Annotated in this window: 10 protein-coding genes; 5 read left to right on the top strand and 5 right to left on the bottom strand. The window is 47.7% G+C overall.

The window, feature by feature from the left end; genetic code table 11:
- Positions 1–288: 288 nt before the first annotated feature.
- The 3 genes from H6F74_RS26050 to rpsD all read left to right on the top strand — a co-directional run bounded on the left by H6F74_RS26050 (position 289) and on the right by rpsD (position 6,011).
- Entirely contained in the window at positions 289–4,644 is a 4,356-nt protein-coding gene (locus tag H6F74_RS26050; protein ID WP_190445022.1) for a PAS domain S-box protein, read from the top strand.
- A 2-nt stretch (positions 4,645–4,646) separates the two neighbouring features.
- Positions 4,647–5,090: a response regulator gene (locus tag H6F74_RS26055; RefSeq protein WP_347269558.1), complete on the top strand. Its 444-nt coding sequence runs from the start codon at positions 4,647–4,649 to the stop codon at positions 5,088–5,090.
- A 312-nt stretch (positions 5,091–5,402) separates the two neighbouring features.
- Positions 5,403–6,011: a 30S ribosomal protein S4 gene (rpsD, locus tag H6F74_RS26060; RefSeq protein WP_190417683.1), complete on the top strand. Its 609-nt coding sequence runs from the start codon at positions 5,403–5,405 to the stop codon at positions 6,009–6,011.
- A gap of 105 nt (positions 6,012–6,116) precedes the next feature.
- Here the strand turns inward: rpsD and moaA are convergent, their stop codons facing one another.
- From moaA to tmk, 3 genes are all read right to left on the bottom strand, one after another.
- Positions 6,117–7,103, bottom strand: a complete 987-nt coding sequence (moaA, locus tag H6F74_RS26065) for a GTP 3',8-cyclase MoaA (RefSeq protein ID WP_190445023.1) — start codon at positions 7,101–7,103, stop codon at positions 6,117–6,119.
- 127 nt (positions 7,104–7,230) lie between these two features.
- Entirely contained in the window at positions 7,231–8,220 is a 990-nt protein-coding gene (locus tag H6F74_RS26070; protein WP_190445024.1) for a DNA polymerase III subunit delta', read from the bottom strand.
- Positions 8,221–8,288: 68 nt separating this feature from the next.
- On the bottom strand, positions 8,289–8,936 hold the full coding sequence (tmk, locus tag H6F74_RS26075; RefSeq protein WP_190445025.1) for a dTMP kinase: 648 nt from the start codon (positions 8,934–8,936) through the stop codon (positions 8,289–8,291).
- Between the two features lie 211 nt (positions 8,937–9,147).
- Here tmk and H6F74_RS26080 point away from each other — a divergent pair, with 211 nt between their 5' ends.
- Entirely contained in the window at positions 9,148–9,495 is a 348-nt protein-coding gene (locus H6F74_RS26080; RefSeq protein ID WP_190417675.1) for a hypothetical protein, read from the top strand.
- 51 nt (positions 9,496–9,546) lie between these two features.
- Here the strand turns inward: H6F74_RS26080 and H6F74_RS26085 are convergent, their stop codons facing one another.
- Positions 9,547–9,966, bottom strand: a complete 420-nt coding sequence (locus H6F74_RS26085) for an FHA domain-containing protein (protein ID WP_190445026.1) — start codon at positions 9,964–9,966, stop codon at positions 9,547–9,549.
- 58 nt (positions 9,967–10,024) lie between these two features.
- On the opposite strand from H6F74_RS26085, the gene H6F74_RS30745 reads away from it, so the two are divergent.
- On the top strand, positions 10,025–10,150 hold the full coding sequence (locus tag H6F74_RS30745; RefSeq protein ID WP_277873846.1) for a hypothetical protein: 126 nt from the start codon (positions 10,025–10,027) through the stop codon (positions 10,148–10,150).
- Positions 10,151–10,294: 144 nt separating this feature from the next.
- Here H6F74_RS30745 and H6F74_RS26090 read toward each other — a convergent pair whose 3' ends face one another.
- Positions 10,295–12,745 carry a heavy metal translocating P-type ATPase gene (locus H6F74_RS26090; RefSeq protein WP_190445027.1) on the bottom strand — a complete coding sequence of 817 codons (2,451 nt, stop codon included), beginning with the start codon at positions 12,743–12,745 and terminating at the stop codon, positions 10,295–10,297.
- Between the last annotated feature and the right edge of the window lie 46 nt (positions 12,746–12,791).

The following is a 12,791-nucleotide window of genomic DNA, read 5'->3' on the forward strand; positions in this document are numbered from 1 at the left end:
AGTGATGACGATCACTTCTTATTATTGGGAAAATAACTGAGTATGTAGACATAATTAAAATAAACCTCTGAGCTAGAAACCCATTATTGGCTGGGATTCGATGGGTAAGGCTTGTGTCGCTCTATCCATAATAATTATATCCATCTATTTATAACAATCCTCAATCCTCCCTAAAATCGTCTGTTTCTCTTTTTTAGCGTTCTCTGCACTTTATTATTTTTTCCAACTTCGGCAAGCCTTTATATAACAAATAAAAACAACAACGTACACTATCAAAGCCAAACCATTATGCAGCAAACTAACTTGCGTCTGAGCAAATACCTGCGAACAATATCGCAAGCTGCAAGTATTATTGTATTTGCAATTGGCTGTTTTGTCATAATCGGATGGATTTTTGACATTACCATCCTTAAGAGCGTTTTTCCGGGATTTGTGACAATGAAAGTCAACGCAGCACTTTTGTTTATCCTGGCAGGTGCTTCCCTGTATAAAGAAGGCAAGAGGCGAAAGGTAAAAATGAATAAACTGGAAACTGAGGGATTTTCAAGAGTTAATATTCAAGAGTCAATCCCCATTTCCCATTTAATTTTACCTTTTATCGTTGCTTTAATTGGTTTATTAACGTTGATACAATATGGGCTTGGCGTAGACTTCAGTATCGATCAATTACTGATTAAAGAGTCAGCTAATGCCATTTACAGCTTTGCTCCAGGCAGAATGGCATTCAATACGGCTCTAAATTTTTTCATCCTTGGCGTTGCCCAAATACTACTATTAAGAAAACGTCCAAATTATCATTTTGCTCAGATATTGAGCATTGCAGTTTTTTTAGTCGCATGGCTGGCTTTTTTGGGGTATTTATATGGCATTTCCTCATTTTACGGAATTAGTGTCTATACCAAAATAGCTCTGCACAGTGCGATCGCGTTCATGCTGTTGAGTATCGGGATTTTATTTGCTTGTCCGGACAAAGGATTGATGGCAGTCATCACCAGCAATAACGCTGGCGGTATGATGGCGAGGCGTTTATCTTTAGCTGTAATTCTGATTCCGCCAATCTTATCGTGGTTTATCCTCGTCGGTTATCGTCACGATAAGGTTAATGCCGAAGAAGGATTTACAGTAATTGGAGTGATGAATCTGGTAATTTTTAGTATTTTGATTTGGGGAAATGCCAATTCATTAAATACTATAGACGAGCAGCGGCAAAAAGCAGAAGAGGAGCTTCGCCAACTCAATGCAGAATTGGAGGAGCGAATCGAGCGTAACATGACAGAATTGAAACGCTCCAACGAACAATTAGCAAGTGAAATTGTCGAACGTCAACAAGCTTTAGTGGCGCTACAGGAGAGTGAAGAACGCTTCCGTCAGATTACTAATAATATCCGGGAAGTATTCTGGATGAGTGACCCGGATAAGAACCAGATAATCTACATTAATCCTGCATACGAAGAAGTTTGGGGACGCACGCGAGAGAGTCTTTACGAGGAACCTAAATCTTTTGTGGATTCTATCTATGAGGAAGATCGCGATCGCATCGTGGCTGGTTTCGCCAAACAAGCTTCAGGTGAGTATGACGAACAATACCGGATTATTCAGCCAAACGGTCAAGAACGCTGGATACGCGATCGCGCCTTCCCCGTTCGCAACACCCAAGGGCAAGTTTACCGTATTGTCGGCATTGCCGAAGATATTAGCGATCGCAAACAAGCAGAGTCAGCGTTGCAAAAAGCCGCCGAAGAATTAGAAATTCGCGTTCAAGAAAGAACTGCCGAATTAGCATTAGCCAATGCAGATTTACAAAAGCAAATACAAGAACGTAAAGCAGCAGAAACGGCTTTGCAAAAGACAACCAGTTTGCAACGGGCAATTTTAGATGGTGCCAATTACACAATTATTTCTACTTCACTAGATGGCACAATTCTTACCTTTAATCGAGCGGCTGTTGCCTTATTAGGATATGCTGCCGAAGAAGTCGTGGGGACAACCGCCGCCATATTTCACGATATAGAGGAATTAAAGCAGCGATCGCTCTTGATTGGAGAAGAAGCGGAGCAATCCCCAATACCCAATCCCCAATCCCCATTATTCGAGGTTCTTGTTGCCAAAGCTCGTCTCGGAGAACCAGACGAGCAGGAATGGACTTATATCTGTAAAGATGGCCGCCGTTCCAGAATGCTGCTGTCGGTGACAGCTTTATACGACGCAGAGGGAAACATCACCGGGTTTCTGGGAATTGGCAGCGACATCACCGAAAGTAAAAAGGCCCAGGAGGAACTGCGAGAAAGCCAACAGCGCCTACAGGCAATTTTAGATAACTCTCCGGCGATCATTTACTTAACTGATACTCAGAACAAATACCAGTTGGTCAATCGCAGGTATGAAGAATTGTTCCAGATTACTAAAGAGCAGATCGTAGGTAAAAGCCTGTACGATATTTGGCCATTGGAGATAGCCGATCTATTTGCCGAAAATAACTTGAATGTACTTCAAACCACAACTTCTTTAGAGATTGAAGAAAGTATTCCCTATGACGGCGAAATACACACTTATCTTTCCATCAAATTTCCCCTTTATGACTCTAGTGGTGTCGCTTATGGGGTTTGTGGCATCTCCACCGACATCACCCAGCGCAAACAAGCCCAGGAAGCTTTACAAAAACTGAATGCAGAGCTTGAGAGCAGAGTCAAAGAGCGTACACAAGAGCTGACGCTGGCTAATGAACACTTAAAAATTGAAATCCTTGAGCGCCAGATAGCCGAGGATCGACTACAACATCTACTCACTTCTAGCCCAGCTGTAATCTATAGCTGCAAGGCTTCAAATGACTACGGTGCCACCTTCATTAGCGAGAACGTCTTCTCGCAACTTGGCTATGAAGCGCGGGAATTTATCGAGGATTCCGGCTTCTGGATGAACCATATTCACCCGGAGGATAGACCGGACATCCTTGCTGGGCTGTCAAACCTATTTGAGCAGGGGCATCATAATCATGAATACCGCTTCCTACGTCCGGATGGCACCTATCGCTGGATGCACGACGAATTAAAACTGGTACGGGATGAAGCTGGCAACCCGATAGAACTTATCGGTTCCTGGTGGGACATTACCGAACGCAAGCTCTCAGAAGAAGAACGCGCCCACCTTTTGTTGCGGGAACAAGCTGCTCGTGAGTTGGCTCAGGCAAACGAGCAACGCTATCGTTCTCTGGCTGAAGCGATGCCGCAGATTGTGTTTTCTGCACAGCCAGATGGTAATTGCGATTACTTCAATCAGCGCTGGGTTGATTATACGGGATTAACACTAGAAGAAAGTCTGGGCTACAAATGGATATCTGCGGTGCATCCGGACGATCGACAGCAAATTCGCCGCGACTGGTATCACGCTGTTCGCAAGAGCATAAGTTACGAAAGCGAACACCGCTTAAAGCGATCGCTTGATGGACAATATCGCTGGCACCTAAATCGGATAGTGCCTGTGCGTGACAATGATGGGCAGATTGTCAAGTGGCTCGGAACTTCTACAGATATTCACGATCGCAAGCAGATGGAGTCAGCGCTGCGAGAAAGTGAGGGGCGGTTTAGGCGCGTAGTTGATTCCAACATGATTGGGATCAACTTCTGGGATGTTTTCGGCAACGTCACCGAAGCCAACGATGCGTTTTTGGGGATGATTGGCTACACGCGGGAGGATTTACTTTCTGGGAAAGTGCTTTGGAAAGACATGACACCTGTGGAATACCAGGAGCTGGATAAGCAAAAACTCCAAGAGGTAGCAGCTACGGGAATTTGTACCCCGTTCGAGAAGGAATTCTTTCGCGCTGATGGCAGTCGCGTCCCGATTCTGATTGGTGGCGCTCTTCTCGAAGAAAATGAATATCAAGGTGTCTGCTATATCATCGATATTACCGAGCGTAAGCAGATGGAGGAGACACTTTCTAAACAGGCACAAGAACTGGCTCGCTCCAATGCTGAATTGGAAGAATTTGCTTATGTCGCTTCCCACGACTTGCAGGAGCCGTTGCGAATGGTTGCCAGCTATACCCAGCTTTTGTCTCGGCGTTACAAAGGGAAACTAGATGAAGATGCCGACGAATTTATTACATTCGCCGTAGATGGTGCCAACCGGATGCAAAAGTTGATCAAAGATTTGCTGGAGTATTCGCGAGTGGGGACACGAGGCAAAGAGTTTGATCCCGTCGAGTGCGAGGATGTGTTACACGAAGCGATCGCTAATCTGCAATTCGCTATTGATGAAAGTAACGCGATCATCACTTACGATTCCTTACCCACGGTCAGGGGAGATAGTACGCAACTCGGTCAACTGTTACAGAACCTGATCGGCAATGCCATCAAGTTTCACCAACATATTCCCCCTCGGATTCATATTGGTGTCGAACCAACAGAGAATGAATGGATATTCTCAGTTCGCGATAACGGCATTGGCATGAATCTCGAAGAGCGCGATCGCATTTTTGTGATTTTTCAACGCTTACACGCTCGCGAAGCTTATCCCGGCACAGGGATTGGTTTAGCTATCTGCAAAAAAATCGTTGAACGGCACGGCGGACAAATCTGGGTAGATTCTCAAGTGGGACAGGGAAGTGTATTTTACTTTACAATTCCCCGAACAGGAGTACATTAAAGGTGAATTCGGGTGATATACCAGTGGAAATCCTGCTAGTTGAAGATAACGAGGGTGATATTCGTCTCACCAAAGAAGCGTTTAGAGAAAGTATGGTTTGGAATCACATGAATGTCGTCAAGGATGGTGCTGAGGCGTTAGCTTTCCTACGAAGAGAAGGCAAGTATACAGATGCCATTCGTCCCGGTATTATCTTGCTTGACCTCAACTTACCCAAGCGAAGCGGTATTGAAGTGCTAGAAGAAATCAAGCGCGACGACGAACTAAAACATATTCCTGTGGTAGTTCTCACCTCCTCACAAGCCGAGCAAGATATTCTTAACAGCTACAATTTCCATGCTAACTGTTTCATCACCAAACCTCTTGACCTTGAACAGTTCCTGCAAGTGGTGCAGTCAATAAAAGACTTCTGGCTTACCATTGTCAAATTACCACCAGCTAGCTAGTAGCTAATTTCTTGGCTGAGGTTTCGCAAACGCCACGCACCAAAGGCGCTATTAACACAGCAGATGGGGTGGCTCCGATTCCCTACAACTAGAGTTTTTCCCGGCACGGGAAACAGAAAGATTATTTTACTTATTAGAAAATTTTCATAAATCAACCTGAAATTCATCTAAAACAGATTGCTGCACAGCCTCGCTTATCGGCGTTTCCACGCTTAGCCTGGGAACGCGCAAAAAACTTTTGGTTAGAGTTTCTTTATGAGTGTATAATGAAAGTTTTGCAAAGTTAAAGCAGAATAGCCAAGAGGAAGGTATATGTCCCGATATAGAGGCCCACGCCTCAGAGTTGTGCGTCGTTTGGGTGAACTGCCTGGTTTAAGCCGCAAGTCGCCGCGCCGCGCATATCCGCCCGGTCAGCACGGGCAAGCCCGCAAAAAGCGTTCAGAGTATGCTATCCGACTTGAGGAAAAGCAAAAACTCCGCTTTAACTATGGGTTGAGTGAAAAGCAGCTGCTGCGTTACGTGCGTAAGGCACGTCGCGCCACGGGTTCAACGGGTCAAGCATTGCTGCAATTGTTGGAGATGCGTCTGGATAACACCGTCTTCCGTTTGGGGATGGCTCCCACGATCCCTGCGGCGCGTCAGTTAGTGAATCACGGTCATGTGACGGTTAATGGTCGCGTAGTCAATATTCCTAGCTATCAGTGTCGCGCTGGAGAGGCGATTGGTGTCCGCGACAATGACGCATCGCGTCGTTTAGTGCAAGCAAACCTGGAATATCCAGGTTTGGCAAATATGCCAAGCCATTTGGAGTTCGACAAAACCAAGCTGGCTGGTAAGGTGAATGGCGTTATTGAGCGCGAATGGATCGCGCTGCAAATCAACGAACTGCTGGTGGTTGAATACTACTCACGGCAAGCGTAAGCAAGGGGCTGGGGGCTAGGGACTAGGGACTGGGGACTAGGAACAAGGGACTGGGTAAGAGTCCTCCCAATCCCCAATCCCCAATCCCCAATCCCCAATCCCCCATTACCCACCAATTTGCGACATGGTGCGGCTATACGCACCAGTCGTTCCTGAATCTCGTTGCTTGAAGTTAATTTCAGGTTTCAGAAAGAGCAACTGCCGCACTTTCTCTCGTAGTTCAGCCATTTCAATGCCAGTGCGGAGGGCCGTTTTCAGGTCAATTTGACCAGTTTCATTGAGTAGACAGGGGCGCAACCAGCCGTCTGCTGAGAGACGCATCCGGTTACAGCGATCGCAAAAACACTCTGACATCTGACTGATAAATCCCAACGTACCTTTGGCTCCGGGAATCTGGAAAACATCCGCAGGCCCGTTACCACGGACGGAAGATTCTGTCAAGCCGAAAACGTCGCCAATGCGTTGCCGCAAATCGGCAGAAGACACCCAACCCTTGCCAGTAAAAAGCTGGTCGTTGCCAATGGGCATGAATTCAATAAACCGGACGTGCCATTGTCGCTCAAGTGTCAGGGCGGCTAAATCTAAAACTTCGTGGTCGTTGACACCAGGAATCACTACTACATTGAGTTTCAGGGGATCAAAGCCGACACGATGAGCAGCTTGGATTCCATCCCAGACTTCTTGCCAGCGGGAACGTCCGCGATTACCACTAATTTGGGCAAATGTATCTGGATCGAGAGAGTCGAGACTGATATTGAGCCGTCGCAAACCAGCATTGTAGAGGTCTTGCGCTATCGGGGAGAGTAAAAAGGCGTTAGTGGTCATCGAGAGGTCTTGGGTTTCGGGGAGGGATGCGATCGCGCTTACCAATTCCACCACACGCGGACGCAGCAACGGTTCGCCACCAGTCAGGCGAAACCGACTAAATCCCACAGGAATAAACACCTCTTTAAGCAGGGTAAGTAGTTCCTGATTAGTTAACAGCTCCTGCTGCAAAATATAGTCAAGTTCAGCCCCCTCCGGCATACAGTATTGACACCGAAAATTGCAGCGGTCAATTAAGCTGATACGGAGATAATCTACTTGATTCATAAGATTTGCTGACCCTTACCCAGTTTTGTTTTTATCACCACTACTGGGTTCACTGGGTATATTCACCATACTAAAGACTGCTCCAGAGGAAAGCTTGCCTGATACAGTCGTTGAAAATCTCTGCGGCTTAAATCATGTTTAATAGAGTCACTTCCCAGACCAGTCGCGGCTGAGCATAGCTCCGGAGATATTCGCGGGCTTTTTCTAGATGCTGTAAGGGCAATTTAGAAATTTTTCTGTCTAAGAATTGCTGCCAGTAACTGTGCTGTAAATAATCAACTAACCACAGTTGGGCTTCTGTATCTAGGGTTTTATCAATTTTTTTGGCGAGTTGTAGAGCATTGCGAGGAGATTTGGGCAACTGGGTAACGTCTTGGAGTAAGTCTGGGGGAATGGTGGCGAGTTGCGTGAAGGATGCGATCGCATTCCCCGGACTGCCTTGCGCGATCGCTAACACTGGCGGATGCTTCAAAATCTCTTCGTGACCCGTTTGCAGCAGCACTTGCTTCATTGCCGCCTTATCTAAACCATAAAAAGGAATCCGCTGACAACGCGATACCAGCGTTGGTAACAACGACGACTCTGATGGTGCCATCAAAATTAGCGTTGCCTGTCCCGGTTCTTCGAGTGTTTTCAGTAAGCCATTCGCCGCCGCCTCTGCCATTGTTTCTGCCGCCTCCAGCACCACCACATTCCTTGAGGCCTCCAGAGGATAACGTCCCAAAAACTGACCGATTTCCCGAATTTGCTCCAGCCGTATTTGTGGCGGGGCCTTGCGCTTCACACCTTTTTCGGCTGCTTGGGCGGCAGATAATCTTTCCCCCTGGTGGAGATAAGTCGGCTGCACCCACAGCAAATCGGGATGGTTGCCAGCAGCCAAGCGTTTTTGTAACGCGAAACCATCTTTTAAGTTTGCCTCGTCAGTCGGGGAATTGGAATTTAGTTTTGCCAAATGGGTACAGAATAAAAGCTCCACAAAGCACCGGGCGGCTATACTTCTGCCAACACCTTCTGGCCCAGTAAACAGGTAGGCAGGTGCAACCCGATTTTGTGCAACTGCCTGGGTTAGTAACTCAACGGCTCGATTTTGTCCTACAAGTGGTGCAAAAAAGTTCATTAAACTGGTGGAGAAAGGCAGGGAAAGGAGCAAATAGAGAGAGATTATCTATTTTCTCGTTCCCAGGATCAGTCTGGATACCATTGGGCAAATTTCTGAGTCAAAATCATCTGAATTTGCTCTTGTACTTCTGCCTCGCTGCGACTGGCATCCACCCGCACAATCCGATGCGGATGGGCTGCTGCCAATGCGGTGAAGCCTTGCTGCACCCGCCGATGAAACGCTAAATCTGCTTGCTCCATCCGGTCAGCAGTTCCTCTAGCCAAGGCTCGTGCTAAACCAACTTCGACATCAACATCCAGCCACAGGGTAAGGTCACTTGTCCTACCATCGGTCGCTACCTGGCAGATATTCTCGATTAATTCTAGGCTAAGACCGCGACCATAACCTTGATAGGCAATTGTGGAATCTGTGAAGCGATCGCACAAAATAATTCCTCCCGCCAAGAGAGTCGGGTTAATAACTTCCTCAACGTGTTGAGCGCGATCTGCTGCAAAAATCAGTAGTTCAGTCCTGTCTTGGATTGGGTGCTGGTGTCCTTGCAGCAACAACTGGCGCAAACGACTGCCTAATGTTGTCCCTCCCGGTTCCCTGGTTACTACAACGTTGGATGGCTTTTGATTCATCCTTTCCAGAAGCCAATGGCGCGATCGCTGTATCTGGGTTGTTTTACCGCTACCTTCGACTCCCTCAAACACAATCAGCTTGCCCTGCATTACCCAATTCTCATCATCACAGCACTTTTTTCCTTTTACATTCAGCCCTCCGTCCTATTCTGGTTCTTTCCGGAGAGATGACTGGTATGCTAGAAGCTGATAAAAGCTTTATTAATGGCTCTAGCCTTAGAAGAAAGCATACTTATTATGACCCTAAACTAAGGTTCGGTATGATGAGAGGGTCTAGGGATATGACTCGGGGGTTTATTTTATGGCTCGCTATACCTGTTCATTTATCATTGCAGTTCCCCTTGAGCGTCTCCAACAGGTGCTCATAGAAGTTTTGGAGTCCTGCAATTTCGATATTATCTATAACACTGGAGACTACCTGATGGCGAGGGAAATACCAGGTCACGTCTCCTTTGCCAAGCTGGTGACGGTCGAGGTGCTGATTGATAAATCTACCGCCACAGAGCAAGAAGTGCGGATGAATTTTGTGATTAAAAACGAAGAATTGCCCCTCCAGGTTGACAACCACTGTCATCAAATGTTCCACCAAGTGCAGCAGGCGATCGCCCAAAATCGCCATTGGCAACTGGTTGAAAGCGTAGCCGGATAGGCGATCGCTCACTTTTGGGTAGCAGGAGGTTGAGCTTTCGATATGGAGAGCTTAAGTTTCGTCTTCGCCTACCATGTTGGGGCTAATCAGAGTGATGTCCCATTCATCGGGAGGCCCCGTCGGAATTGATTCCTTCTTCAAGTGGAAATATCTTGCCCGCACTTGCGGCCCAAAAACAATCTCGTCCTCATCTTCAAGATCGTGGGATTGAAGTTTACGCCCATTAATCAACAGTCCGTTGGCACTAGGCTTGCCTTTGTCGCCATCGACAATCCTGTAGTAATAGGAGCCATCCCCACGCATTTTTTGCACTAAAGTTGCGTGCCTACGGGATACAAACTGTGAGTATAGCCGGATATCGCATTTTTGGTCTCTGCCAACGCAATATTCAGGGTTTTCTAAGGTAAACTCCTTGCGTCCCTGATCATCCTCAATAATCAATAAATGGTTCAGATGCAGTTTTGAAGGCATTGAAAAAATAGTTTAGAAAGAGCGGTTGGTTGGGAAAAAACAGTTACTTCAACTAACAATGGCACCATCTTCAACTGGCGGGGTAAGCGCCTGTGCCTGCACCCGGATTGACAACCAGCAACCAGATATTATCTTGAGGAAAACAAGAGTAGCTATGGCTGATGTTGTCAGGACTCCAGCGTAACACCCGCTACACCTTTGAAGCCAGTATTGTCAAGTTGCAGCAGGCATGATAGTGCTTTTGGGTTACAATGTTCCCCTATCATATTGTAGTTATTAGAGATCCCGTAGTGACTACAACCGAGAAGCTACAAACTCCGGACAAACCTCAATCTTGATTTTTCAGGCTTTGACGGAGTAACAGCGAATTGGTGACGACGCTTACAGAGCTAAATGCCATCAATGCTCCGGCGGCAGATGGGCCTAAAACAATGCCGAAACTTGGTAGTAAGATGCCAGCAGCAACGGGCAATGAGAGTGTATTGTAGGCAAAAGCCCAGAAGAGATTTTGGCGGATTTTGTTGAAGGTGGCACGGGAGAGTTGGATTGACTGCACCACGTCAGATAAGCGATCGCGTATTAAAACAATTTGGGCAGTTTCAATAGCAACATCTGTCCCCCCTTGGAGAGAAATTCCAACATCGGCTTGTGCTAACGCCGGAGCATCGTTGATGCCATCGCCAACCATTGCCACTCGTTGCCCTAAAGTTTGCAACTGTTGCACTGCGGTGGCTTTAGCCTCTGGGCGGACATTTGCCAAAACATCATCAGGGTGCAGTTCTAGTTGAGATGCGATCGCGACAGCAGCTTCCATCCTATCCCCAGTTAGCAGCATCACCCGCAATCCCATTGAACGCAATCGCTCCACCGTAGCCTTTGCATCCGGTCTAAGGGTATCAGTTACAGCAATCAACCCAGCTAAATTACCGTCCACTGCGACATAAACTACTGTTTTCCCGGCAGCAAACAGCGATAAAGTGCGATCCGCCGCTGTCTCACTAATCACAATCCCCTGCTTAGTTAACCAATCAGCGTTACCCAGGAAAACCCGCGAATTATCTACTAAAGCCGATACCCCCAGCCCCGGTTCCGTATAAAACTCCACAGCCGGAGGAATTGCTAATTCTTGCCGATGTGCTTCCTCTAAAATTGCCTTAGCTAGAGGGTGCGTCGTGCCACTTTCTGCCGCCGCCGCCAGGAGGAGAAGAGTTTCTGGGGTTAAATTTCCTATGGGTAAGCAATCTGTCACCGTGGGATGACCAGTCGTTAGCGTTCCCGTCTTATCAAATACCACTGTATTCAGATGGTGTACCCGTTCCAGCACGTCCCCACCTTTGATCAACAGCCCGCGTTCTGCCCCAAGACCAGTCCCTACTAGAATTGCTGTGGGTGTCGCCAAGCCCAAAGCGCAGGGACAGGCGATGACCGAGACAGAAATCGCCAGCTTCAAACTTAATAACATTGGTGAGTGGTTGCTGGCACCGTGGTGCATTGCAGCATGGCTATCAATGCCAACAACCCGCAATATGGAGACATCAGGCCAAAGTTGAGAGCCGATAAAGTACCAGAATAGGAACGTTAAAGCCGCAGCTGCTAGAACCCCATAGGTAAAGTAACCCGCCACCGTATCCGCCAACCGTTGTACTGGTGCCTTACGGGTTTGGGCTGCTTCCACCAATGCCACGATTTGAGCTAAAGTCGTGTCCTTACCAGTACGAGTTGCCTTAATAGCGATCGCTCCCGACTGGTTCAGCGTCCCAGCCGCCACCGCATCCCCTGGCTGCTTCATTACTGGTACAGGCTCCCCCGTCAGCATCGACTCATTCACGGTCGTCTGACCAGCCACCACTTCCCCATCGACTGGGATCTGTTCACCCGGTAACACCCGCAACCACTCGCCCACACGGACTTGATCGACTGGGATTTCTACTTCTGATTGGGGATTGGGGATTGGGGATTGGGGATTGGGGATTGATAAATCTGCCCCTCTGCTTTTCTCCCCGGCTCCTTTTCCCAAATTAGTTGGATTGGCAATCAAACGAGCTACTTTTGGCTGTAATGCTAACAATGCCTCAAACGCAGCCGCAGCACGACCTCTTGCCCGTTGCTCCAAAGTGCGCCCCAGTAAGATAAATCCCAATAGCATTACAGGCTCATCAAAGAAACACTCCCAACCCAGCTGGGGGAAGAACAGCGCCACACAACTTGCCGTGTATGCCGTCAGGGTTCCCAACCCCACCAGCGTGTTCATATTGGGAGCATTTCGCCGCAAACCTCGCCAGCCATCTAGTAATATCTCGCGCCCTGGTAACAGCAATGCCGCTGTTGCTAATCCCCAGTGAAACCAAATATTCGTCAGCAGTGACAACTGGGGCAAAAGTAAAGAGTGTTGCCCAAGATGACCAATTCCGGAGAAGAGAATCAGCACGCCTGCAACTATCAAGCGCCGCATTTGCTTACGATTTTCCTCGGCGTGTCGCTGGGCTGGACTCAAAGCCTCTTTTCCATCGCCTGTAGTAGCTACACGAGACTGGGTGGGAAATCCAGCGTCAGTGACCTGCTGCGCCAAAGCTGTTGGATCTACTGCGCCAGATTCGCATTCTACGACAGCTACTTCTGTCACCAGATTGACGCAGGCGGAAATGACACCCGGATGCTCTTTTAGCTGCTTTTCTACAACCTTCACGCAGCCTGCACATCTCATTCCCCCCACGTCGAGGGTAATAGTCTCTACCGACGATTCGGGGGTAGCAACTACGGATTTGGTCGAAACTTGCATAGATTTGGGACTTACCGCGACACCAAGAGTGCCAGATTAATCTAGC

It is taken from the genome of Trichocoleus sp. FACHB-90 (genome assembly GCF_014695505.1).
Taxonomy (GTDB): domain Bacteria; phylum Cyanobacteriota; class Cyanobacteriia; order Cyanobacteriales; family FACHB-T130; genus Funiculus; species Funiculus sociatus.